The sequence below is a fragment of the Okeania sp. KiyG1 genome (genome assembly GCF_014132355.1).
In the GTDB taxonomy this organism is placed as follows: Bacteria; Cyanobacteriota; Cyanobacteriia; order Cyanobacteriales; family Microcoleaceae; genus Okeania.
This window is the reverse complement of record NZ_BLZO01000157.1, coordinates 1-25,486: the sequence shown is the minus strand read 5'-3', so window position 1 is coordinate 25,486 and position 25,486 is coordinate 1. Positions and strand designations below refer to the sequence as shown.

Sequence of the window (25,486 nt, the reverse complement as noted above, 5' to 3'; positions counted from 1 at the left end):
AGTAAGCTAGATATTGATTTTTTACTATTACCTGGAGACTTAACTCAAGATGGTGAAATGGAAAATCATACCTGGTTAAGTAAAAAATTAGCTACACTTCCTTATCCAGTTTATGTAGTGCCTGGTAATCACGATGTACCGACAAAATTTACCAATGACTATTCTATTGGTTTGGCAGATTTTCCTAGTTATTATCACCATTGTGGATTTGATTACCAAGAACGATTATATTACACTAAACAAATTTTGCCCGGAGTACGAATAATTGGGCTTAATTCTAATCAGTTTGATAGTTCTGGTAAACAAGAATATACGGGTAGTTTAGAAGCAGAACAATTAGATTGGTTGAGAGAGGTTTTAACTACTACGAAAGAGGAATTAGTTATGGTAATGGTACATCATAATGTAATTGAACATTTACCAGATCAATCTAATAATTCCCTTGGTCGTCGTTATATTTTAGAAAATAGGTTAGCATTGTTAGATATTCTTCAATCTGCTGGAGTTAAGCTGATATTTACTGGTCATCTTCACGTTCAGGATGTTGCTGAATATCAAGGAATTTATGAAATTACAACTGGTTCTTTAGTTACTTATCCTCATCCGTATCGCATCATTAACTTTACTACTGACTCTAGTGGTCAACAATCTTTAAAAATTGAAAGTCATCGAGTTAATTCTTTGCCTAACTTTCCCGATCTTAGCGATACGTCTAGAAACTGGCTTGGCGATCGCTCCTTTCGTTTTATGTTTAAACTTTTGACTAATCCTCCTGTAAATTTATCACCAGAAATAGCAGAAAAACTTGCTCCTAGTCTGCGTTATTTTTGGGCAGATATTGCGGGTGGTGATGCTGTGTTTAACTTCCCTGAATTTCCACCTCATGCTAGACAATATTTTGAAAGTTTTAGCGCCACTAAAAGTATTGATAATAATGCTAGGTTACTATTGCAATAATCTTCAAGAATTTAGAATTTAGAATTAAGAATTTAGAATTACCTCTTCTTATAAATTAAGATAAATAAGAGGATTGGATCAAAGGATTTTTTTTTCTTTGTTTCTCCATGAATGGAGAGGCTTTATACCTGAATTTTTCGGTAAGCAATTTCCTGCGGAATGCTACGCAAACAGCCGTCAGGGCTTCAGTCTGCCTCCTGGCTCGGAACTGCGGACTTCAGCTATTGCTTTTATCTCAACGGTCAAATTCTCCAGAAAATACTCAGCATAAACACTCAATTACTGACTCAATTATGAACACTATGATTTTCTCCTAACTCCTGAATTATGAATATAGTCGAGTCAAAAGTTACTATTTTTTTTTGCTTTTAACTTTTAACTTTTGACTTTTGACTTTTGACTTTTGACTTTGATACCCCGCCGTCTACAGGGTGTTGACAATTGGTTGAGGTTTGATTCCCCATCCACTTCTTCCTCCCTCCTTCTTCCTCCCCCCTTTCAAAGCTATCCCTGATAAGGAACTCCTGAAACCCTTGTAGGAGGGTGGGGAGGAGGGGAAGAGGGGAAGAGGGGGAGTAAGAATTTTGTCTACAGTCCTCAAAAAAGTGTATTTTTCAATACAATTTTCTCCCGAAAAAGCTGACCCCAGACTTACCCATAACTTGTCTGTTTTGTCAAGTTTTATGTTAAGAAAGATGTTTATAAAGCATAGCTTTCAAAGGGGGGCAAGGGGGGATGCCTTCTTCCTTCTTCCTTCTTCCTTCTTCCTTCTTCCTTCTTCCTTCTTCCTTCTTCCTTCTTCCTTCTTCCTTCTTCAAAAAGGTTTACGACAAATACCAAATACAGAGGTATAACCATGTAAAAATGTACTACCACCCACAGGACCAATTTCACCATTACAGAAAAAGCCACTGATAGGAATATTCAAATAACTACTAAATAATCTAGAATCAAAATTAGGTTTACCATATAGTCCCTCTCCTCGTCCCAAACAAGAAAACATTAAAGCAGTAGCATTATTTGTAGATTTAGTCTCCAAAGAAACCTCCCTTTGATAGCGCTCTAGTAAAATTTCTAAATCTTCTGCTGAGGTATTAGCATCTCGTAAATGAAATTGAATTCGTTGGCCCGCTCTTACCCGATCGCCAATAGCGATCGCTCCTGCTTTAGGGTCAACTCCAATTAAATTACGGATCAGAAAATCTCCCTGTTTTAAGTTTTGCTGAAATTCGTCTCTTACTATACCGACAAAGAGAGAATTTTCTGCTAGTTTCCTGTCTTTTTCGTTGAGATTTTGTACTAAGCCTTGTAATGCTTCTAGGGGAGATTGTTTAATACCACCCACCATTTGGTCAGAACTAACGACTTCTTCAAGTTCTAGAACTATATTACGTTCTCCTTCTGTAACACGATATGGCTTACCAATAGGCCGACAGCCTTGCGCTACAATTGTTTCTAAAATAATATTGCCAGATAGAGATACTCCTACAGCTCCTTCCTCACAAAGGCGGTCTTCACAAAAAAGTCCTGCACTGTTACCAGTCGGGCCACTACTAGCTAATCCTCCTACTTTAGCTGAATTAGGATAAGCATAATCTAGACCTTGAAGCAGGTCATTAATTTTGGCAGAAAATGGGTCAGCGAGTATAATAAATTGAGGATGGTCTGTGGTAGGTACTCCGATGAGATTACACCAGTCATCGGGAGAACTGTCTAAGTCTGGTAGTTCTTCTCCTGAGATGTGAAAAGCTGTTACTGTGACTTCTGGTAAATATGCCAAGCTGAGGCTAATGGCTGGTTGATGTTCTAGTTCTTGTGGTTTTCCATCATCATTCATACCAACTATACCACCGCCTCCACAACCGACGATAACTGTTTCGGGCAAATATTCTTTTAGTAGAGGCATAAGTCGTGGATATTCACTGGTAAAAGCTGAGGAGATAAATACCAGTCCTAAATCTGCTGTAGTTCCTAATGATTCTAAACTTTTTTCTACTACTTCTTTAACTGCTGCTTCTAATGAGGGACGGGTTGATATAGAGTTTGACCACTGCATCTATATTGAGGCTCCTTTGTGAATATATTTTTAATATTAATATTTCAGTTAAATAATTGCGAATAGGAAATCAGGAATAGGGCAAAAGGCAGAAATAAAGTAGAATATCAGACCATAAAATTCCATATAGCTCCTAAATAATTTTACAATTTTTTTGAAAAAGATAAAGTCATTATACTTAGCGTTTGCATAATCTTGAAGCCATTTTTCTGATACACCGATTCAACTAGATATTCTGGCTAGACTAATTTTTTCTCAAAGTAATTTGTCAAATAGAGCCATTGCTAACATAAGTATTTACTTTAGTCGAGCATATAGCTAAACTGTTAAACTGTAAAAATCTGAAACAAAAAAATAAAAAATAGGTATTTTAAAATTTAAGAACTTTTATTATCACTACATATTTACCACTACCACCTTATAGAACTACTTTGAGATTTACTATAACTTTTAATTTAATTTCATACATAAATGTTACTTATAAAACAGGCTATCGTTTCAGTTATGTTAATATATTAAGTATTGTTTAGCAAGCTGGACATTCAGGTGGCTTAAAAGATTGATTTTTTGGTCAATGAATCTTAAAATATCAAGATCATTTGGTTGGGAACCTCTCGTAGCATATATAAATGATAAAGAGGTAAAATTTTAATTTGTCTCTTTATCGGACCTGTTTTTCAATTTCTAAGCCTTGATTTTATATTTAGAAATTGTGTCCCAAAATCGTAGGTAGTAAATTAAGTTAAGTTAAGAATAAAAAACTATGACTAATAACAACATTCAGGAAAAAATTGAGCAAGAGCGCGAAGAAGCTCGTGCTATTTGTGATGCTTCTGGTGCTAATTCCAAGGAATGTGCCGCAGCCTGGGATTCGGTAGAAGAGCTTCAAGCTGAGTCTGCTCATCAAAAGGAAAAGAAGTCTCCAAGTTCCTTGGAAAATTATTGCGATGATAATCCTGAGGCTGTTGAGTGTCGAGTATACGACAACTAGGGCAAATTTATTGATTTAATAAGCTATTCGATCGTAGTTTATTAAATTTAAAGATATTAATGTTTGGCTGGTAAGCAACTGAAATATTTAACTTATTAATTCAGTTGCTTATCAAAAAAATATACCATAAATAACTTTTTAAAGTTAATTACGATTATAGTTAAATTTTTATAAATTACTATTTTTATAAGTTACTAATTATGTTAAATTTTTTACCCATAGCCATAACATCTGGATTAGAGATTTGGGTCTGGATGGACTATAGGCTAGCGGTATTATTTACTGTGGTACTACCCCTGTTTATTTTGATTTGGGCTTTTGTCAAAAAATCTGAAGCTATTCAACGTTTGTTGATTACTTATTGGCGAGTTTCTAGTTTATTGGCAATCACAGTTTACTTAATGATTGCAGCAGTACCTATCAGTTTTTTAACATCATTAATAGCTAGAATTTTAATTCCTATATCTTTATGGTTTTGGGTAGATTTGAACGAGGAAATTAGAGAATTACGAAATTCTCCTCTGAAGGCTAGTTTAACTTCTTGGCGTTGGGCTACTACATTTTATAATTTAATCGGAGCACTATGCCAGATTCCTTTTTTAACCTGTGCTTTTAAATCCCGCAATGATTTACTTGAAGATCCATTTTGTAATGTTTGGCTAGACCCTCCATGGTTATTTAAACAAATTTTCCATCCAGACTGGCCTCAAGAATTTATCGGCTTCTTGGGTTTTACCGGACTAATAATCTATACAATTTTTCTCTGTTATTTTGTTTTGGTTAAGTTACAGAAACAAGGGCGATCGGCAACAGGCAATTAGAATTTAGAATTTATAATTTATAATTTAGAATTTAGAAGGGAAAATATTATTGCGTTGTTTGAATTTTAGGCTTTTAGATGTCCTAGCCTTTCTTTTGAGTGCTATATCTAAGATTAAATCTCAGTCTAGTTTTATTCCCTAAACACCAAGATTCTATTTATACCAAATGCATAAGAAGTTGCATAGAATAATATACTAATCAAAATTGAGTGTAGATCGAGATAGACAAGTTAATTAATTTCATAATTCTGTGCTACCTCACATAAAATTTGTATAATACCCAACACCTAACACCTAACACCTACGACCTAACACCTAATAATGAGTAGTATTTCTCATCGTTTGGAACAATACACAATTAAAAAACCGAATGAAGTATTAATAGTTAAGGTTGAAACTGATGGAGAACCAGATGAAGTAGCTATTTTTAAAGGTTTTTCTAGTTCCCTAATGAGAGCTACAGCTTTCGACCCAGATATACCCGTATTACCAGAAACAGCTAAAATTCTTAGTATCGATTTGGTTGCTAGTCCCTACAACCCAGAATCACCTACTTATATTAAACAGGGACTGACTATAGAACAAATGCAGTCCCTGCTTGCAGAAATAGGAATTTAGTAGTTTAAGTTAACCACTCAACTAAACTTACTCAAACTGAACGAGAAAGTCTGAAAGTCTAGTCAAACGCAAGTGGGTTAAGCACTACAGGGTTAAACGGCAAACCCTTTATTCCCCAAAAACATCGGGAATTACTTTTCTAATTAGGGCTTGCTTATGGAAGCTAAAAGTCAGGATAGCCTAAGGTAATGGAGCTTTTTATATTCAGTTTATCTCCTAGTTTATGGCTCTTATTTGCCTCAAAATACTGAAATTTTCTTGAATTTCAGCAGAAAATTTCTTCACATAAAATAGCCTAAACCGTTGCCTCTTCCCCGCGTCCCCGCGTCTCGGCGTCCCCGTGTCTTACCCCCACCAACCAATTTTTTCAGCAGACCCTAATTATATTAAATGCCGCCACCAGCAGCTTGCAGACGCGCTCTAGCTCGCTTCAAAGCTTTTTGGGCCTTAATTTTTCCTTGAAGGTCGCCGTTTTCAGCTTTTTCCAGACTAGATTCAGCCTCATTGTAAGCTATACGAGCTGCTTCTTTGTCAATAGTTTCCCCTTTTTCAGCGCCATTAATAAGTATAGTTACTTCATTTGCTTCTACTTCAGCAAAACCACCCATCAGGGCGATCGCTACCCAATCTTTACTTTTTTCAGCACGAACTCGCATTACACCTATATCGAGAGCGGTCAGCATAGAAGCGTGTCCACTTAAAATTCCTAATTGACCTGTTGTACTAGGTATAATTACTTCTTCAGCTTCTGAGTCCCAAACTGTCTTGTCGGGAGATATTACACGCACAGTTAATGTCATCTGTCAATAATTTTTTGTTTATTTTTTCGGGGGAAGGCAGAGGGCAGATACGCTGAAGGTTTCTTTTGTTTGTCCTCTGCTGCGACTAAATGGAACAAGGCTTTAAGACCCCCACTGAACGAAAGTTCAGTAGTTCCAAGTCATTTCAGTTATCAGTTATCAGTTATCAGTTATCAATACCTCCGGCTAAAGCCAGTGGCTTGAAATACTGAAGTCGATCTTCTCTTGGTCTCATGGATATGGCGAGGAAACCTTGCCATCCCACCCTACTGGCGCGTCAAGCTTGAAATAGTGTTTTAGAAAAATCCTCCAAACCTTAGTCATAGCAAGAACTATACTAAAAATTTAATACATCATTTTCAGCTTGACGCGCTACTACGGGATGCTGCGCAAACGCAAACGTGTCGGCGACAGCCGTTAACGTAGTTATGCGCCAGCAAAACGACCGCTTTTTCATCCCCTTGAAATGGAAGGCTTGAGACCTTCTTTTTTGGTCAGGAGGGGTATGAACATCCTGTTGACTTGCCCCTTCTGTCTTCTGCCTTCTGCCTTTTTCAATTGTGTTAGTTACTGAGTTGTCAGTTGACCGATCGGTCTCAGCATCGACAACCCACAAGCCAACTGTCAACATTTTTTCGTCAACTAATCACCAACATAGCCAGTAAGACTATGCTTCTGCCTTCATTTTTTCAGCTTTGGCGATTACTTGATCGATACCTCCCACCATGTAGAAAGATTGTTCTGGTAACTCATCAAGTTCTCCAGATAAAATCATTTTGAAGCCTTTCATAGTATCTTCGAGCTTCACATATTGACCAGGAGAACCTGTAAATACTTCAGCTACAAAGAAAGGTTGTGATAGGAAACGCTCTATCTTACGAGCGCGAGCTACTACTAGACGGTCATCTTCAGATAATTCGTCCAAACCTAAGATAGCGATAATATCCTGAAGTTCTTTGTACCTTTGTAAAGTAGATTGTACTGAACGAGCTACAGCATAATGCTCATCGCCCACTACGCTTGGTTGCAACATAGTAGATGTAGAGTTTAAGGGGTCAACTGCTGGGTAAATACCCTTAGAAGCAAGTCCCCTTGACAATACTGTAGTTGCGTCTAGGTGAGCGAAGGTAGTAGCAGGTGCAGGGTCTGTCAAGTCATCCGCAGGTACATATACTGCTTGAATAGAAGTAATAGAACCTTCTTTTGTGGATGTAATTCTTTCTTGCAATTCACCCATCTCTGTACCCAAGGTAGGTTGATATCCCACCGCAGATGGCATTCTTCCCAGAAGTGCAGATACTTCAGAACCTGCTTGTACAAACCGGAAGATATTGTCAATGAAAAGTAGTACGTCTTGCTTACTAACATCCCGGAAATATTCCGCCATTGTTAGAGCAGATAGACCTACACGCATTCTTGCTCCTGGTGGTTCGTTCATCTGACCATAAACCAAGGCCACTTTAGAGTCGGGGAGGTTCTCTGGGTTAATTACTCCAGACTCAATCATTTCATTGTAAAGGTCATTACCTTCACGAGTCCGCTCTCCCACACCACCAAAAACGGATACTCCACCGTGAGCTTTAGCGATGTTATTAATTAATTCCATGATGATAACGGTTTTACCTACACCCGCACCACCAAATAATCCAATTTTTCCACCACGACGGTAGGGAGCTAGTAGGTCTACAACTTTAATACCTGTTTCAAAAACGGAAGGCTTAGTTTCTAGCTCTACTAATTTAGGAGATTCACGGTGAATGGCAGATTTCTCCTCAGTTCCCACTGGACCTAGTTCATCTACTGGTTCGCCAATCACGTTAAATATTCTACCTAGAGTAGCAGTACCTACAGGTACACTAATTGCAGCCCCAGTGTCCACTACATCCATACCACGCACAAGGCCATCTGTGCTACTCATGGCCACAGCTCTTACTTGGTTGTCACCTAGAAGTTGTTGTACTTCACAGGTTACTGAAACATCTTGTCCAGCTTCGTTTTGACCTGAAATTGTTAGGGCATTGTAGATTTCTGGAAGACTTCCACTAGGGAATTTAGCATCTACAACTGGACCGATAATTTGAGTAATTTGTCCTACGTTTGTTTTTTCTGCGGTGCTTACCATTCTATCTATGTCTATATGCTTATTTAGCTATCCAAATTAATATACCCGACACTGACACTGCTATGGCAAAAAGCTTGCTGTTGCTTTTAGTGTGGGTTTCTTGTTCAATTAATTCCTCTATATCTGCAATTTTCAGAGTATAGACCTGACCAAATCTTGAGTGGGTTTTCATTCTAAGGAGGTCTCAGAATTACACACTTGCTTTCTCAAATTAATTGAGGCATTTAAGTCTCGATCTATGCTCTATTTGTATCTAGGGAAGGCATTTTAGCCCACAAAGATTCTTGAATATATGTAGAAATGAGGTTGGCCTCAACCATAAGCTCTACATCAATCATCCGGGCTTTTTGCTTTGGCCTTTCGACTGAACAAGTTGCACTGTCATTTTTTAGAGTATCACTGAAGGGTTCATCAAAGGTGATATTAATTTTTTTGCTGAGGACTTTATTTGTATAGTACTGGAGTGCATACTATTTTTTTTAATCATTGTCAAGCTTGAAGAACGAATCTTTTGATATGTGTTTTGCTCGAAAAATATTTGTCAAATTGATTTAAGAAATTAGCGATCGCTCGATTTTTTTATCCCGTGAGCAAATCTTATATTTTCAAAGTAATTACAATCAAAAAAATGTTAAATATATTTGGAAATATTATCGGCATCTTTAGAAGGAATGGTTGATTCGGAGCAGATAATTTATCTCTTTTTGAGCAGTTTGTTCATCAATATCAATTGCAGATTAAAGGATTAATTCACATTGACGCTCACTATGGGCAGGAGTATAAGAGTTACCAAAGATTAAATATAGCTAATTTCGTTTTCTTTGAGCCTCTTTCTCAAAATTTTTAAATTCTTCAAAGTAGTGTCGAAGGAAATGCCAAGTTATTTCAGAAGGCTTGAATTTAATTATTAATTATAGGACTTAGGCGCAGCCACTATAATCTAGTATGGGCGTTAACGATAGTTATGCGCAAGCTTTCGGCCGGAAAGCTGACGCATAGCTGACGAATGGCGCCCCTACAGATGGTGTATAATTTGATATTTTGCGTAAGTCCTGCTATTTTCTATTTCAAGCAAATGTTGAATTAATTTTGTACAGATACTTAAGTTAAATAATTTAACTATTCTGAATATCTGACTTAGCTTTAATACGTCTAATAGGCAAATTTGCCACTAATGCTGTAGCTCTTTGACTATTTTCTAACAAAAATTCTGAATCACTGTCATCTATTTCAACATAGCGAGATACTACTTCCATAATTTCTTTTCTCATCGCCTCAATTGTTTCTGGATTTATATCAGCACGGTCATGGGCGATAACTAGCTTCAAACGACGCTTAACTTCATTACGACTACTATTAGTATTTTTAGAAAAAAGCTTTTCTATAATTTCATTTAACATTAGCTTATTGTTAATTTAATAGTTGATTTATGCAGTAAATTGCGGTCTTTTTATTTGGGGTTTAATACCCCGCCTTCTACACGGTGTTATAGCGCAAGTCAAAAGTCAAAAGTCAAAAGTTAAAAGTTAAAAGTTATATCTGACTGAGTTTGAGCATTTATAAATGTCCTCACCTATTTGCGTAGTGCTATGTCTATTGATTGGGGTTATAAGACACTAAGTGGCAGGTTATTGACTATCCCCATCCACTTTTTCCTTCTTACTTCTTCCTTCTTCCTTCTTCCTTCTTCCTTCTTCCTTCTTCATTAAACAACTTTAGATGACAATAATTTACGCAGCCAAGTAAAGAAATTTTCTTTTGGGGGGTTGAGGTCAATAAAATCTACTTTTTCTCCATCTAAACGACGAGCAATATTAACAAATTCTGAACCTGCTAAAGAAACATTTTCTGCTAATACCAAAGGTTCGCCTCGGTTAGTAGATACAATTACCTTCTCATCATCTGGAATAATTCCCATCAGTGGGATAGCAAGAATTTCTTCTACATCTTGTACGGACATCATTTCATCAGCTTGGACCATCTGAGGTCTAATTCGATTAACTATCAGATGGATATTCTTAACATTGTTGGCTTCTAGAAGGCCAATTACTCGATCCGCGTCACGGACGGCAGATATTTCTGGGGTTGTAACAATTATAGCTTCTTCGGCAGGGGCGATCGCGTTCTGAAAACCTTGTTCAATTCCAGCAGGAGAGTCAATCAGAATATAGTCATATTTTGGTATTAACATATTGACTAACTCCTGCATTTGTTGGGGAGTAACTACTTCTTTCATTCGATTTTGAGCAGCAGGTAAAAGTGCCAACCGAGGTTGTCTTTTATCCCTAACTACTGCTTGTTCGAGGCGGCATTCTCCAGCTAAAACCTCTACTGCCGTATAGACAATTCTGTTTTCTAAACCTAGTAGTAAGTCCAAATTTCTTAATCCGAAATCTGCATCAACTAGGGCTACTCGGCGGCCATTTTGAGCTAAAGCCATGCCCAAGTTTGCTGTGCAAGTAGTTTTTCCCACTCCACCTTTACCAGAAGTAATAACAATAATTCTGCTCATAAGCTATTAGAAATTAAGAAATAAGGAATTGTATTATAGTCAAAACTTAGAGATTATTTTGGCATTTTAGCTAAATCGCTGAGAAGCAGATCGCCATAATCTGTGATTTTGCGACCAGATGAATCGGCGGTAAATTAATGGGGTTCAATGCCTCATTAATTTACAAATTTTTATGTTATCATCGAACTATGCTGGTTTGAGCTAATCGCCGCCAGTAATGAACCATAAAAATTTAATAGGATATGGGGTTGTTGGCCCGAATTCCTAGTCAACTGTGGGAAAACGTAAAATCTGATTGCGGAACTAGGTGAGCAGTTTTTGATGTGCAAAAAGAGCGGTGGGGCATCTCGTTCTTAAAGCACGCGCTTGTCCGACGGGATACCGGGACTGTGAAACGAGAAGCCCACACTATACCGTCAGGTTAGTGTGGGAGTATGTCACAATTTATGTAAACTCACAAAAATCTGCTACTTGTTAACTTCAGAAAGATCAACTTATTCTCAATACATTAAAACTTTTATTTTGTCAAGATACCAGAGGATAAGCTTGGGGTGACAAATTATTGGGCGTTGCTGATGTGATGTATTAAATTCAACCAGTGGTAAATTTTCACCCAAAAAATAGTGGGAACTATACCTATTTCTGACTCTAAAGTCACCGAAAAACTCCTTTCTACTAACTCCTGTGAAATCATAAGAGTAGCATACCGAAAATTAAAATTCAGTGGGGTGCGTTACATTTCATTAACGCACCCCACTGAATAAATTAAACATCAATATTTGATGGAGCCACCTACTGACTCCTGACTCCTGACTTCTGACTTCTTCTTTAACGGCGTATCTTAGCAAAGTCTACCATTCTACTAATACGAATCCCTCGATCCATTACATAAGCAACTTCAGGATAAAATTGAGCTGGTGGTTTTTCTGGCCCTCTAGCTACTTGATCTGCAATTCTGATAATAGTTGGTTCCATCTGTAAAGTCATAATTACACTTTGAGAATTTCCTTTAGCACCAGCGTGGACTATTCCTCGTAAACGACCCCACACTAAAATATCTCCATTGGCAATGATAGAACCACCAGGGTTAACATCTCCTACAATTACTACCGTACCAGGATGCCGAATTTCTACTCCCGAACGAATGGTCATCTGTAAATATAAAGGTTCAAGCATAGGTTGAACTTTTTCTGTAGGAGCTTGGTTGAGAGTAGTAATGTCAGATTTTTGCTCTACAGAATAGCCAACTGTGACTGCTGCTACAGCAGTTTGGCGGCGTGAAGTTTGAACTGTTGTTAATTCTAGCTCTACTTCTAAAAGAGCTTCAGCTATTTGTTGTAGTTGACGAGTATCTAATAAGCGGTCAAAAGCAATGAGCTGTACCTCTGTTTTTGGCTGCCAAAATCTTTCTCCTGCTTTGAGGCGTTGCTTGAACTGTTGCCAAATTTCTGTCCAGGTCATAGCAGTTGGATTTTCTATCTCACCATTATTAAATTCTGGTGGCAATAGTAATAACAATTTTCCTTCCTCTGTTTTGAATCTGACTTGTAAGTTGGTACTTACTTCTGGTGTAGAGGCGGGAGTTGTTGAGATAGAATCATCAGAAGGCATATAGTGTGGAATTTTATTTTTAATCTTTTTTTTTGGCCAGACTATCTTATCATATCAGTTATTAGTTAAGATTTGTGTGCTAGTACACCATTTATACTAGAAGGAAGAGGGAAGAAGGAAGAAGGGCGATTAGTTATTTAGGAGAGAAAAATCTGGTGTTGTCTGATGAGATGTCCGCACCCTTTCCCTCAAAATAAACAAGGGTGATTAACTGTTGAACTAAAAATGTAGAAAGTTGTTGTTATTTGTATAAAAGTGGTATAAGATATAAAGTAGGTCTCAAGAGAGTGGAATAAGGCAATGGATGAAAACTCAATCAAGGTAGTCCGAGTGACGACAACAGAATTTGAATTAAGTGACGGGCGGGTATACGAACATCCAATACCATTGGAGTATGAAGAAGTACCATTACCTGAAGCCTTTCAAGAGTTCTATGACCATTGGTTAAATATTTGGCACACAAACCATGACAAAAAAACTCCTAACTACATCTGAAGTTTGCATAATCTTAAATGTAAGTCGATGGACTTTAACTAAATGGGAAAAAGCAAATAAATTAAAGCCAATCAGAACAACTGGTGGCCATAGACGCTTTCATGAGAGTGAAGTCAATGAATTGATGGGAGTAAAAACTCCGAGTGAGGCTCAAAACCACAAGGTAGTTGCCGTATATTGTCGAGTTAGCTCGCACGATCAAAAGAGTAAGGGAGACTTAGATAGACAGAAAGCTAGAACATTAGAATACTGTGTCAAACAAAACTATAAAGTTGAACACATTTTATCCGAAGTTGGTTCAGGGATGAATGACAGTCGTGATAAATTAAAAAGATTATTTGACTTAGTGCGCTCAAGGTTAATTAACAAAGTTGTTGTAGAACACAAAGACCGACTGACTAGATTTAACTATAACTACCTAGATAGTTTTTTTAGTAGTTATGGAGTTGAAATAGAGATGATAGAGTCAGTTTTTCCCAAGTCTTATGAAGCAGAACTTGTAGAAGATATAGTGTCTTTGATGGCATCATTTTCGGCTAAATTATATGGAAAACGGAGCAGTCAGCGACGTCAAAATCACATCAAGTCTCGCACTAAAGGGCAAGTTCAATGAAAGTTGTTGACAGACATATAATTAGACGAACACATCGATCTTGGCGGGTGTGTGCTCAGTTAGCCTTTAAATCAAAAAACTTGTACAACCTGGCTAACTATCATTGTCGTCAGCATTTTTTCAAGTGTTCAAAAAGTCTAGATTTAACCAAGCTATATCACGCCACCAAAAATAGCGATGCTTATAGAGCATTACCAACTAAAGTATCAAAACAAATCATAAAATGCTTGGTTGCAACTTGGCGTGGCTATTTTCAAGCTATAAAAGAATGGTCGCGCACATCCAAAAAAGTTTCACGCTCAACCCAAAATACCAAAGTATAAGGACAAAAGCAAAGGCTGATCGGGTAGTTATATATTCATGCATAATCAGTCTATAGAACCCCTAAGCGTATCTCTAAAAAATTAGGCGATCGCTAACCTCTTAAGCATCAATCGAATAAAACGGCATATTAATCTTAGCAGTAGCATTTTCCAGGGTTCTTTTCCTGCGGAATGCTTCCCTACGGGATGCTACGCAAACGCAAACAAAATTTTTGGTCAAGCTTTTACACCTCTCCATCTAGGAATTGGTTCTTTCAATGACCCACCTGGCTTTTACGGGAACAAACCCTGTTTTTCCTTCCTGTTTTTTCTCCGCCAATGATAGTTTTGGTGATAGTTTCAACCGAATTTTGGTCATAATCGCAGGATAGATTTTTTTTAACTTCTGTATGATTTTTTCGCTCTTGGTATCCATTATCAAGTAAAATAGTGATTTTAGGAACGTTTACAGGTTTGGACTTAAAGTAGTCAATATTCTCTGACAACATTTCAATTAATCCGTCATCATCAGAAACTGATGATGCATGTGCAATGAGCAAAAAAAGCGCACCGCCCGCTCTGAGGTTTCCTCAGAGTAAGGACGGAGCAAGAAGGAAAACCTAGACTATCTACTGCTAAGTGTCTCTTAATTCCATTAGTAGCTTTGTAGAAACAGAATCCCTTGGACTTGACACTAGCATTACAAGTATTTTTTACAGATAAGTGAATCAATGATTATTAAAGTTGTCCCGGAGCGCTTTTTTTTTACTTGTTGACGTACTTGACCATGTAAAACATCTCTAATCTTCAAGGGTTACCCCTTCTGCTCGCCACTGTTTATAATGCCAAAACACTGTGGAATAAGGAGGTAAGTCATTAGGTAAATCGGACCAATTACAACCATTCTTAAGTTGGTAGAGAACACCATCTAGTATTTGCTTTTTAGTCCATTTGCGTGGGACAAGTTTTCTTCTTTTTTGGTATGGGATGGTTCAATAAGAACCCATTCTTTGTCTGTTAAACTGCTTGAAGGCTGGCATTTACCCAAATCTGTTTCTGATAATTGGCGTTGGCGGAGCCTAGCGGCAGCTATATCGCTACTTAACTAGCTACTTAAACTATATGCCTTTTCCTCAAAAGATACACTTAGGGGTTCTATATGAAATAGGTACGCCTCCCAAACAAGTTGCAGGTATGACAACAGCTAACACATTTAATTTCTCTCAATAACCTTCTGTCTCTTTCTTTTAATAAATTCTCTATATTTTTTAAATTACTCGCATTTTCCTTGATTTGATACTCTATTTTTCCTATGTACCTAAAAACTCCCCAACTGCCAACAATTACAACTGCAAAAGTAGATATCATGCCAATAGTGATAACTGTTTCAGGTGGCATTTTTTCTAGTCATTATTCAACTGATTGACGATTAACTTTATTTGACAACTTAAACCCACGCATATCCGCTCCACGGGTGCAATGAAAATCTCGGCATACTTGGGGTCTATTTTCATAGATAGTACAAGTTTTCATTTGTCGGTCTAAGGCGTAACACATTCCATCGGCATCACGTTTTAACACCAACGCACCTATCTGATGGTCAAAATAACTTTCGTACTTTGCATACTCCTGCTCTTCTGGAGCTACACAAATTCCTTTTAAACCACAACATTGAGCGCGACAATAAGGCAAGGCATCTAAGCATTCGCAGTCGAATAAAATCCAAGCTCCATCGGCTCCATCTTCAATTCTAATTTCGCCACTAGGAACTTTAGCAATTATTGTTTTTCTAAGGATAGGTTTAAATCTTGTTTGTTGAGATACCCATATTGACCCAAGTTATAAAGAAACTCTCCCGCTTTTGGCATTCCCCAATCTTCACTTCCCCATTTGGTATGAATCATCAGTTCAACGGCGTGCTTTGATTTAACGTTGAATTTTCCCTTGAAATCGAAATACTTGGTTTGCTTCTGTAAATTTGTTTCGCGTAACTCGTTTACTTTGGGTAAATTTTCTGAATTAATCTTACTAAGGCTTGTAATATAATAGTCGCATTGTAAATATTCTAGTTGACCTTTGAATACATAGTCAATACTGTTCTGTGGTTGGTGAAAATGAGTGATTGCTACCCAATTTATCAATTACGTCAAACAAGTCATCAAAGCTGCTCAAATATCTTGGGGGCTGATGTTGGAAGGATTTACCGAACTGCCAGACAACGTGTCTCAAGCTATGAGATTAGCTAGTTCTGCCAGGCAAGTCAGCGAGGAAGCTGATGAAACTACAAGCTGCTGGCAGGAAGTATTGGACAATGCAAAGAATCTATCCCAACCTATTACAGCAAGTTACATAGAAAATACTATTACAGGGGAAACTACAACCCCTTTAGCCACAGCAAAAATACCCAGAGATGTCTGGGACAAATTAAAAGACCGGGCAAGAGAACAGGGAGTTAAACCGGAAAAATTACTTGAAGAGATTTTAGGGGATTATTTAGACCCAAAAGACAACTATGGCCCGGATACCGAAACAGCAGCCGAGCCAGAGTCTGTAGATAGTTCAAAAGTTTGTTTGCCAAAAACACCAGAGATTAAAGCTTGGGAAGAAGACCTCGAAGCTTTAGTCCAGGAAAGATATACTGTTGACACTCCACGGGATAAATCCGCGTGGATTCGTGACTAGGAGTTGTAAATCGGGTTAAAACCTCGATTTTCACATTGCTCGCAACAACCACATTGCCAGTACCGTACCGTAGTACGTATACAGCAGCAGTCCACGCTTACGGTGTCAATTGCCACTACTCTCTCCGGCTAAAAAGCCATTGAGGCTACTTTTTAAGTTTAAGGTTAATTATAACACATTTTTTGACTACGGATTAAAATCCGTCGAGTCGTTTCCATCCACCGCTTAAAAGACGGTGGTTTCCCACTTACCGAAATTTTACGATGAAAATAATTATGGCACAACCACAGACGGTTCCGCAATACCGGAAGTTTTTCATCCAGGAGGGGATATCTCCCCTGGAGATAAAGGCCAAGTACGGCGACCTCCGACTTAGGGATACTTGGAAGAAGGCTTACTCGGAATATACCTATGGGAGATTGCCCATAATTCAGGCGATCGCACAAGTGGAAAGGCCACAACCACAACCACAACCACAACCAATACCACGGGCGATGGTCAATGTTGCTTCAGTCTTGGCCAAACCAGAAGAAAGTTCCAGCACTTTAGACTTATTTGGTGGTGGAAACATTCCTCCAGTGGAGCAAAATGCTGGAAAAGTACTGCATGCCGATTGAATATGAAAACCAATCTAAAGAGGAAAAGGAGCAGGAACAACACATGATATATGTTGCACTAACTCGGTGTTTAGCTCGTGCAAAAGGTGGGATTTTATGGTTGGTTTTGGCAGCTAAAAATGATTTTTTTGAATGGCCGAAATGGCTACCGCATGAATATCGAAAATTATGGAAAAATGATAATATTCCGGCTTTTGAGCCTAATTTTGATGATTTGGAATGTACAGAAGATATTGATTTTTGATATTTGAGAAAGCTGAGTAATTATCGCGATCGCAACTTGACAAAAGTAGGATATCTAGTTAAGCTGTTTCACAGCAAAACCCAAGCAAAAATCAAAGTAATATACTATAGCAATAAGTTTGAAAAGTTATCAGCGTAGCAGCCAGAATGGAAGTAATTTTAAAGATTTCCGAACTGTCAACTTCAGAAACATATTTCTAAATTCTACATTCTAAATTCAGTGTTTATCATTAAATTTTCTGATCGTCTTGCGCATTGAGAAAAATCTTCACTTCCCAAAACTCAGAAATTATAAAGCGCGTCCAATTAAAACCAGTATAAAAAAATTAAGTAATTCATCAAATACAGACGCTTCAACATAATTCACTATCTTCTCAGCTATTTATATTAAGTATTTTGCCAGAGAGCTTAAATTTAATATTGATTAGATTTAATTGTGTTTAGTCGGATATATTTCAATTAATTAATTCTTAAATTTGTGGAAATTACTAATTGTCAAGCTCAAATTTAATCTGATAGGATGAGCTTACCAATCAAAAACATTACAAGGTAAGTATTTAGCTGTCAGTTAGCAAGCATTTCTGTGTCTAAATGTTTCCTAAACAGCTATCATTTTTTAGCTGTAAAATCAACTTAAAACAGACAGCTAATCTTAGATAAAAACAACAAAAATAATTGTTAATGTCTCCAGATTTTAGATAAAAAGATGTTGAAAAACTTTCAGAGAGCAATCACATTAACAACAATAAGTTGCCTAACTTTAGGATTAACTAATCCAGTCAAAGCAGCAAGTTTAGACTTAACAAGTTGGGAAACTTTAGGAGATGTAAACTTGGTCTCCAACAACCAAGTTTTACTATCAAACGATGCCGACCTGGACGATGATTATCAACTAGGAGCTGCATCGGGAACTTTCAACTTTTCCGACACACCAGCAGTAGATAATTTTTTCGGAGACCTAGAATTTTTCTTAGGTTTAAATCCCTATTCCTTGAGTCAATCTGGAGAAGCTTATGAAGGTTCTGTATTGAAAACAATACTAACTGTAAAAGCTGGAGATGAATTAAGTTTTGATTGGAACTTTTTCACCAATGAAACCTCTACGCTATTACCAGAATTTTTAAACGATACTGCTTTTCTTTTAGTAGATTCTCAAATAATCAAACTAGCAGATGTTGCTGATTCTACATCTGCATCTAGTCTATTTGATTCAGAAACAGGTCTTCAATCTTACACATATCAATTTACAGAAGCAGGAAATTACACTATAGGTTTTGGGGTACTCGATATAGACGACCCTACCAACTCTTCAGCATTATCAGTTAGTAATCTCACTCTTAATACTCCATCTGACAGTTAGCCTATTCCTGAATCTGATACAACTTTAGGACTGTTAATTTTAGGAATATTATGCACGAGGTTCCGTGTAAAAATTTCTGATAATTGATAATTAATCAAGATTTAAAGTCCAAGATTTAAAGTCTTTGAAATTAATAATAAATAACTAATATTAGTCTGGCTAAATTGAGCAGATATAATCTCTTACTAATGCTGCTGCCAAGCTAATTACTAATTGTCAATTATTGGCGCTCAATTATCAAATTTTGAAATGATTTTTCATTTTCTTTGCTTGGTAGTAAATAGTTAGCTCGACCATAGCAAATATTGACCGAAGGAAAACGGAATTTACCGAATAATGAATAATGAATAATGAATAATTAAGATTTGATAGTTAATAATTATTCATTCAACAATTCACGCCTTGAAGCCGAGCCTTTTAAGGGGATAAAATCAAAAAATCCTTTTAGTCAATCCTATCCGTTTTAAGAAGAGGTAATTATTAATTATTAATTGTTAATTGTTAATTGCTGAAATATCTACATATTCCTAATTTTAGCTAATATAAGTACGGAAATTAAAGTATTTATTTAGTCTGCTTTCAGCTCAAAGTTTCACGTTAAATTCATTGAGAGGGTGTAATCAATTATGTTATCAAATGATGAATTAAATATTTTTAAGACTGACTCGTTAACTGTTTCTGGTTTAGTTAACAACAACGATAATGAGTTCAATTTTCCTCAACCATTATTAAGCTCTGAAGACACATTTACTGTACTACCACTAGATGAGGAAACACTCAGATTTTCATCTCAATTAATTGATGATATTGAAGTAAATACTATCGAAGGTACTCCCGGTCGGGATAACTTAGTTGGTACAGAAGGCGACGATATAATTATTGGTTTCCAGGGTCGAGATACTATTACTGGTGGTGATGGTAACGATACATTCCTCTACACCAGCATCATAGACGCAGGGGATATTATTACTGACTTTGAAGTAGGTCAGGATAAAATAGATTTCACCGAGGTACTAGATGGTATGGGTTTGACAGGAGATGACCCTATAGAGTCTGGTTATGTGGGGTTTAGAACTTATGAGACAGATGTTATTGTCACTATCCATCCAAATGGTGCCGCCGGTCGCAGAAGATCTTTTTTAAGGTTGCAAGGGTTAGCCGATGATGCTGTCGATAACGAAAGTTTTTTAGCTGATGTTTTAGGTTTAAATTCTGATATAGAAGTTCCAGTAATTTCGGCTGAATTATTAAATGATACTGGAGAGGATGATAGTGATGGAATTACTTCTGACCCGACGATAATTGGTACTATTAATACAGAGAGTGAAGTTGTTAGTTTAACAGCGGGTTTTAATGAGACTTCTGTGGAAGATTTTGTGGATGTAACTGCTGCATTATTAGAAGATGGTAGTTTTGAATTAAACCAGGAATTATTAGAAAATGTTTTGGGAGATACGTTAACTAATGGAACTTATAGTCTGAAACTGCAAGCTACAGATTCGGGTGGTAATTTATCAGAGGTTATTGAATTTGAGTTTACGTTTGATTTAGATGTTTCAGTACCGATAGTTTCGGCTGAATTATTAAATGATACTGGAGAGGATGATAGTGATGGAATTACTTCTGACCCGACGATAATTGGTACTATTAATACAGAGAGTGAAGTTGTTAGTTTAACAGCGGGTTTTAATGAGACTTCTGTGGAAGATTTTGTGGATGTAACTGCTGCATTATTAGAAGATGGTAGTTTTGAATTAAACCAGGAATTATTAGAAAATGTTTTGGGAGATACGTTAACTAATGGAACTTATAGTCTGAAACTGCAAGCTACAGATTCGGGTGGTAATTTATCAGAGGTTATTGAATTTGAGTTTACGTTTGATTTAGATGTTTCAGTACCGATAGTTTCGGCTGAATTATTAAATGATACTGGAGAGGATGATAGTGATGGAATTACTTCTGACCCGACGATAATTGGTACTATTAATACAGAGAGTGAAGTTGTTAGTTTAACAGCGGGTTTTAATGAGACTTCTGTGGAAGATTTTGTGGATGTAACTGCTGCATTATTAGAAGATGGTAGTTTTGAATTAAACCAGGAATTATTAGAAAATGTTTTGGGAGATACGTTAACTAATGGAACTTATAGTCTGAAACTGCAAGCTACAGATTCGGGTGGTAATTTATCAGAGGTTATTGAATTTGAGTTTACGTTTGATTTAGATGTTTCAGTACCGATAGTTTCGGCTGAATTATTAAATGATACTGGAGAGGATGATAGTGATGGAATTACTTCTGACCCGACGATAATTGGTACTATTAATACAGAGAGTGAAGTTGTTAGTTTAACAGCGGGTTTTAATGAGACTTCTGTGGAAGATTTTGTGGATGTAACTGCTGCATTATTAGAAGATGGTAGTTTTGAATTAAACCAGGAATTATTAGAAAATGTTTTGGGAGATACGTTAACTAATGGAACTTATAGTCTGAAACTGCAAGCTACAGATTCGGGTGGTAATTTATCAGAGGTTATTGAATTTGAGTTTACGTTTGATTTAGATGTTTCAGTACCGATAGTTTCGGCTGAATTATTAAATGATACTGGAGAGGATGATAGTGATGGAATTACTTCTGACCCGACGATAATTGGTACTATTAATACAGAGAGTGAAGTTGTTAGTTTAACAGCGGGTTTTAATGAGACTTCTGTGGAAGATTTTGTGGATGTAACTGCTGCATTATTAGAAGATGGTAGTTTTGAATTAAACCAGGAATTATTAGAAAATGTTTTGGGAGATACGTTAACTAATGGAACTTATAGTCTGAAACTGCAAGCTACAGATTCGGGTGGTAATTTATCAGAGGTTATTGAATTTGAGTTTACGTTTGATTTAGATGTTTCAGTACCGATAGTTTCGGCTGAATTATTAAATGATACTGGAGAGGATGATAGTGATGGAATTACTTCTGACCCGACGATAATTGGTACTATTAATACAGAGAGTGAAGTTGTTAGTTTAACAGCGGGTTTTAATGAGACTTCTGTGGAAGATTTTGTGGATGTAACTGCTGCATTATTAGAAGATGGTAGTTTTGAATTAAACCAGGAATTATTAGAAAATGTTTTGGGAGATACGTTAACTAATGGAACTTATAGTCTGAAACTGCAAGCTACAGATTCGGGTGGTAATTTATCAGAGGTTATTGAATTTGAGTTTACGTTTGATTTAGATGTTTCAGTACCGATAGTTTCGGCTGAATTATTAAACGATACTGGAGAGGATGATAGTGATGGAATTACTTCTGACCCGACGATAATTGGTACTATTAATACAGAGAGTGAAGTTGTTAGTTTAACAGCGGGTTTTAATGAGACTTCTGTGGAAGATTTTGTGGATGTAACTGCTGCATTATTAGAAGATGGTAGTTTTGAATTAAACCAGGAATTATTAGAAAATGTTTTGGGAGATACGTTAACTAATGGAACTTATAGTCTGAAACTGCAAGCTACAGATTCGGGTGGTAATTTATCAGAGGTTATTGAATTTGAGTTTACGTTTGATTTAGATGTTTCAGTACCGATAGTTTCGGCTGAATTATTAAACGATACTGGAGGGGATGATAGTGATGGAATTACTTCTGACCCGACGATAATTGGTACTATTAATACAGAGAGTGAAGTTGTTAGTTTAACAGCGGGTTTTAATGAGACTTCTGTGGAAGATTTTGTGGATGTAACTGCTGCATTATTAGAAGATGGTAGTTTTGAATTAAACCAGGAATTATTAGAAAATGTTTTGGGAGATACGTTAACTAATGGAACTTATAGTCTGAAACTGCAAGCTACAGATTCGGGTGGTAATTTATCAGAGGTTATTGAATTTGAGTTTACGTTTGATTTAGATGTTTCAGTACCGATAGTTTCGGCTGAATTATTAAACGATACTGGAGAGGATGATAGTGATAATATTACTTCTGACCCGACGATAATTGGTACTATTAATGCAGAGAGTGAAATTGTTAGTTTAACTGCTGGTTTTAACGATACTCTTTCTGAAGACTTTGTTGATGTAACTGCTGCTTTATTAGAAGATGGTAGTTTTGAATTAGACCAGGAATTATTAGAAGATGTTTTTGGAGATACTTTAACTAATGGAACTTATACTCTGAAACTTCAAGCTACAGATACTGATGGTAACTTATCAGAGGTTATTGAATTTGAGTTTACTTTAAATATAGATTCCCCGATTATTTCAGTAGAATTGTTAAACGATACTGGAGAAGATAATACTGATAATATTACTTCTGATTCGACAATTGTTGGTACTATTAATATCGAAAATGAAGTTGTTAGTTTAACTGCTGGTTTTAATGAGACATCCCCTGAAGATTTTGTAGACGTAACTGCTGCTTTATTAGAGGATGGAACTTTTGAATTAAACCAGGAATTATTAGAAGATGTTTTTGGAGATACTTTAACTAATGGAACTTATAATCTGAAACTGCAAGCTACAGATTCGGGTGGTAATTTATCAGAGATTGTAGAATTTGAATTTACTTTGGATTTAGATGTAGAAGTACCAATTATTTCAGCAGAATTAGCGTCGGATACTGGGGCAGATGATAGTGATGGAATTACTTCCGACCCGACGATAATTGGTACTGTTAATACAGAGAGTGAAGTTGTTAGTTTAACAGCAGGTTTTAATGAAACTCCCCCTGAAGACTTTGTAGATATAACTGATGCGTTGTTAGAGGATGGAACTTTTGAATTAAACCAAGAATTATTAGAAGATATTTTAGGAGATATCTTAACTGATGGTACTTATACTCTCAAACTTCAAGTTACAGATTCTGATGGTAACTTATCAGAGATTGTAGAATTTGAATTTACCTTAGACTCAGAAGCATCAGAGATTTCAGTAGAATTAGCCAACGATACAGGAGCGGATGATAGTGATGGAATTACTTCCGACCCGACAATTATTGGAACTATTAATACCGATAGTGAAATTGTTAGTTTAACAGCGGGTTTTAACGATACTCTCGAAGAAGATTTTGTTGATATAACTGATGCTTTGTCAGAGGATGGAACTTTTGAATTAGACCAAGAATTATTAGAAGATATTTTAGGAGAAACATTAACTAATGATACTTACTTCTTAAATCTTCAAAGTACTGGTTCCAATGGTATTGCTTCTGAAATTGTGGAATTTGAATTTACTTTAGATACCGTTGCTCCAGAAATATTTATCGAATTAGCCAACGATACAGGAGAATCCGATACCGATAAACTTACTGCCGAACCCACAATAATTGCTAATATTTTAGATGGGAGTGACATTGTTAGTTTAACAGGAAACTTCAACAATAATTCCACTGAAGAATTTATCGATTTAACTCCGCTTTTAGAAATAGATGGAAGCTTAGAACTAACCCCCGAATTCTTAGAAGAAATGTTGGGAGATGTATTAACAGATGGAACCTATACTCTGTATCTCCAAGCAGTTGACGAACATAATATTTCTTCAGATGTTATTGAATTTGAATTTACATTTTCAGAGGCAGAAATAGACAGACCAGGACCAGAAATATTATCCTTAGCAGAAATTTATGGATTAGATACTTATCCCGATGCCATTACCCTGCCTAATACTGGTACGCGACAGTTATCCGTGAAAGTGGATGGATGGTTAGACTCTCCTGAGCTGACAATTGATATTGCAGATATTAGCTATACTGTTGCGGATGAGAATGTGCTGTCCGTTAACGATGAAGGTTTAGTAACTGCTACAGGAGTAGGAGAGACAACTGTTACGGTTGAGTATGGAGATGCGTCGGCAACCATTCCAGTATTAGTAGATGAACCAGAACCAGGGGCAACAATAGTTGATGAAAACGGTGGTATTGTCTCCGGGAGCGATGGAGAACTGGTAATGATACCACCAGAATCATTCCTCCAAGAAACCTCAGTAAATATCACCTCCAAAAACTCTCAAGAACTATCCCTAGATATCCCAGAAAACTACTCCTTCGTCACAGGATTTGAACTAGAAATTGGCGACCAACCAATTAATCATCCAGTACAACTAGCAATTCCCGCCCCAGAAGACGTAGAAGCAGGCACCGAAGTCTTCTTTATGGTCAAAGGAGAAATTCCTGATGCGGAAGGCAACCTTAACGAAACCTGGGTAGTACAAGAATCAGGAATAGTAGGAGAAGACGGCATCATTCGCACCCAGTCCCCACCATGGCAAGGAGTACAACTGTCTGGGGAATATAGCGTTGTAATTCCCAACTTTGAATATTCAGTAGCTCACATAGAATTAGCCCTGGCATCGACAGTAGCAGGTACGGTATTAGTAGGGGCAGGAGTAGCATCTATAGCTGTAGCTAGTAGAGTGTCAGCTCTGCAAAATTCAGCTCTGCAACAAAGCCGTAAAATAGGCAAAATTAATCCTCTATTTTTTGGACAAAGAGGTTTAGATTTAATTGGTTTTGGTGTAGATACCCTAGCAACAGTACCAGTATTAATAAACGCAGCCGAAAAATCAGTAACAGCAATCACTATTCCCCAAGTAGGACTACCTTACGAAACTGAATCAGGGGTACAGCTAAACCCAGGACAGTTTTGTTGCAGTTCCCTAACAGTAGATTTGCCTACACCACCCGCTCCCGACGCTTTA

25 protein-coding genes are annotated in these 25,486 nt (G+C 36.9%); 11 read left to right on the top strand and 14 right to left on the bottom strand.

Annotated features, from left to right (window positions below; all coding sequences use genetic code 11):
* On the top strand, positions 1–957 hold a 957-nt coding region (locus SAGCYANO_RS36045; protein ID WP_202224432.1), incomplete at its 5' end, for a metallophosphoesterase.
* Between the two features lie 686 nt (positions 958–1,643).
* Here SAGCYANO_RS36045 and SAGCYANO_RS48490 read toward each other — a convergent pair.
* Both SAGCYANO_RS48490 and SAGCYANO_RS36040 read right to left on the bottom strand, forming a co-directional pair.
* Positions 1,644–1,775 (bottom strand): hypothetical protein, encoded by a 132-nt coding sequence (locus tag SAGCYANO_RS48490; protein WP_255502847.1) that lies wholly within the window; start codon positions 1,773–1,775, stop codon positions 1,644–1,646.
* A complete protein-coding gene (locus SAGCYANO_RS36040) occupies positions 1,772–3,013 on the bottom strand; it encodes an FIST N-terminal domain-containing protein (RefSeq protein WP_202224431.1) in 1,242 nt (413 codons plus the stop codon). The genes SAGCYANO_RS48490 and SAGCYANO_RS36040 overlap by 4 nt, the downstream gene beginning before the upstream one ends.
* Before the next feature lie 763 nt (positions 3,014–3,776).
* Between SAGCYANO_RS36040 and SAGCYANO_RS36035 the strand changes: the two genes are divergently transcribed.
* From SAGCYANO_RS36035 to SAGCYANO_RS36025, 3 genes are all read left to right on the top strand, one after another.
* A complete protein-coding gene (locus SAGCYANO_RS36035; RefSeq protein WP_202224430.1) occupies positions 3,777–4,004 on the top strand; it encodes a Calvin cycle protein CP12 in 228 nt (75 codons plus the stop codon).
* 200 nt (positions 4,005–4,204) lie between these two features.
* Positions 4,205–4,825 carry a DUF3177 family protein gene (locus tag SAGCYANO_RS36030; protein WP_202224429.1) on the top strand — a complete coding sequence of 207 codons (621 nt, stop codon included), beginning with the start codon at positions 4,205–4,207 and terminating at the stop codon, positions 4,823–4,825.
* Between the two features lie 321 nt (positions 4,826–5,146).
* Positions 5,147–5,443, top strand: a complete 297-nt coding sequence (locus tag SAGCYANO_RS36025; RefSeq protein WP_375340053.1) for a hypothetical protein — start codon at positions 5,147–5,149, stop codon at positions 5,441–5,443.
* Positions 5,444–5,829: 386 nt separating this feature from the next.
* Here SAGCYANO_RS36025 and atpC read toward each other — a convergent pair whose 3' ends face one another.
* The 7 genes from atpC to minC form a co-directional block, all read right to left on the bottom strand.
* The gene (gene atpC / locus SAGCYANO_RS36020; RefSeq protein WP_202224428.1) at positions 5,830–6,243 is read right to left on the bottom strand and encodes an ATP synthase F1 subunit epsilon; all 414 of its coding nucleotides are present in this window, start codon (positions 6,241–6,243) and stop codon (positions 5,830–5,832) included.
* A gap of 337 nt (positions 6,244–6,580) precedes the next feature.
* The gene (locus tag SAGCYANO_RS36015; protein WP_202224427.1) at positions 6,581–6,874 is read right to left on the bottom strand and encodes a hypothetical protein; all 294 of its coding nucleotides are present in this window, start codon (positions 6,872–6,874) and stop codon (positions 6,581–6,583) included.
* A 36-nt stretch (positions 6,875–6,910) separates the two neighbouring features.
* A complete protein-coding gene (gene atpD, locus SAGCYANO_RS36010; protein ID WP_202224426.1) occupies positions 6,911–8,365 on the bottom strand; it encodes a F0F1 ATP synthase subunit beta in 1,455 nt (484 codons plus the stop codon).
* 19 nt (positions 8,366–8,384) lie between these two features.
* Positions 8,385–8,537 (bottom strand): hypothetical protein, encoded by a 153-nt coding sequence (locus SAGCYANO_RS36005; protein ID WP_202224425.1) that lies wholly within the window; start codon positions 8,535–8,537, stop codon positions 8,385–8,387.
* A 943-nt stretch (positions 8,538–9,480) separates the two neighbouring features.
* A complete protein-coding gene (minE, locus tag SAGCYANO_RS36000) occupies positions 9,481–9,765 on the bottom strand; it encodes a cell division topological specificity factor MinE (protein ID WP_202224424.1) in 285 nt (94 codons plus the stop codon).
* Between the two features lie 305 nt (positions 9,766–10,070).
* Complete coding sequence (minD, locus tag SAGCYANO_RS35995; RefSeq protein WP_202224423.1) at positions 10,071–10,877, bottom strand: septum site-determining protein MinD; 807 nt, start codon at positions 10,875–10,877, stop codon at positions 10,071–10,073.
* A gap of 828 nt (positions 10,878–11,705) precedes the next feature.
* Positions 11,706–12,488, bottom strand: coding sequence for a septum site-determining protein MinC (minC, locus tag SAGCYANO_RS35990; RefSeq protein ID WP_202224422.1), 783 nt, complete (start codon positions 12,486–12,488; stop codon positions 11,706–11,708).
* A 300-nt stretch (positions 12,489–12,788) separates the two neighbouring features.
* On the opposite strand from minC, the gene SAGCYANO_RS35985 reads away from it, so the two are divergent.
* Complete coding sequence (locus SAGCYANO_RS35985; RefSeq protein ID WP_202224421.1) at positions 12,789–12,983, top strand: hypothetical protein; 195 nt, start codon at positions 12,789–12,791, stop codon at positions 12,981–12,983.
* Positions 12,955–13,596, top strand: a complete 642-nt coding sequence (locus SAGCYANO_RS35980; RefSeq protein WP_202224420.1) for an IS607 family transposase — start codon at positions 12,955–12,957, stop codon at positions 13,594–13,596. The genes SAGCYANO_RS35985 and SAGCYANO_RS35980 overlap by 29 nt, the downstream gene beginning before the upstream one ends.
* Before the next feature lie 577 nt (positions 13,597–14,173).
* Here SAGCYANO_RS35980 and SAGCYANO_RS46435 read toward each other — a convergent pair.
* The 5 genes from SAGCYANO_RS46435 to SAGCYANO_RS35950 form a co-directional block, all read right to left on the bottom strand.
* Entirely contained in the window at positions 14,174–14,458 is a 285-nt protein-coding gene (locus tag SAGCYANO_RS46435; protein WP_237397019.1) for a hypothetical protein, read from the bottom strand.
* Between the two features lie 240 nt (positions 14,459–14,698).
* Positions 14,699–14,887, bottom strand: coding sequence for a transposase (locus SAGCYANO_RS50970; protein WP_202224433.1), 189 nt, complete (start codon positions 14,885–14,887; stop codon positions 14,699–14,701).
* A 166-nt stretch (positions 14,888–15,053) separates the two neighbouring features.
* Positions 15,054–15,296, bottom strand: a complete 243-nt coding sequence (locus tag SAGCYANO_RS35960) for a hypothetical protein (RefSeq protein WP_202224418.1) — start codon at positions 15,294–15,296, stop codon at positions 15,054–15,056.
* A 12-nt stretch (positions 15,297–15,308) separates the two neighbouring features.
* Positions 15,309–15,590, bottom strand: a complete 282-nt coding sequence (locus tag SAGCYANO_RS35955; RefSeq protein WP_202224417.1) for a YkgJ family cysteine cluster protein — start codon at positions 15,588–15,590, stop codon at positions 15,309–15,311.
* A gap of 86 nt (positions 15,591–15,676) precedes the next feature.
* A complete protein-coding gene (locus SAGCYANO_RS35950; protein ID WP_202224416.1) occupies positions 15,677–16,039 on the bottom strand; it encodes a hypothetical protein in 363 nt (120 codons plus the stop codon).
* On the opposite strand from SAGCYANO_RS35950, the gene SAGCYANO_RS35945 reads away from it, so the two are divergent.
* The 5 genes from SAGCYANO_RS35945 to SAGCYANO_RS35925 form a co-directional block, all read left to right on the top strand.
* Entirely contained in the window at positions 16,017–16,580 is a 564-nt protein-coding gene (locus SAGCYANO_RS35945) for a hypothetical protein (RefSeq protein WP_202224415.1), read from the top strand. The two genes, SAGCYANO_RS35950 and SAGCYANO_RS35945, sit on opposite strands and share 23 nt — an antisense overlap.
* 275 nt (positions 16,581–16,855) lie before the next feature.
* A complete protein-coding gene (locus tag SAGCYANO_RS35940) occupies positions 16,856–17,197 on the top strand; it encodes a hypothetical protein (protein WP_202224414.1) in 342 nt (113 codons plus the stop codon).
* Positions 17,187–17,441 carry a hypothetical protein gene (locus SAGCYANO_RS35935; protein ID WP_202224413.1) on the top strand — a complete coding sequence of 85 codons (255 nt, stop codon included), beginning with the start codon at positions 17,187–17,189 and terminating at the stop codon, positions 17,439–17,441. The genes SAGCYANO_RS35940 and SAGCYANO_RS35935 overlap by 11 nt, the downstream gene beginning before the upstream one ends.
* Before the next feature lie 705 nt (positions 17,442–18,146).
* The gene (locus SAGCYANO_RS35930; RefSeq protein WP_202224412.1) at positions 18,147–18,800 is read left to right on the top strand and encodes a hypothetical protein; all 654 of its coding nucleotides are present in this window, start codon (positions 18,147–18,149) and stop codon (positions 18,798–18,800) included.
* Positions 18,801–19,426: 626 nt separating this feature from the next.
* Positions 19,427–25,486: Ig-like domain-containing protein (locus tag SAGCYANO_RS35925; protein ID WP_237397018.1), on the top strand; the 6,060-nt coding region annotated here is incomplete at its 3' end.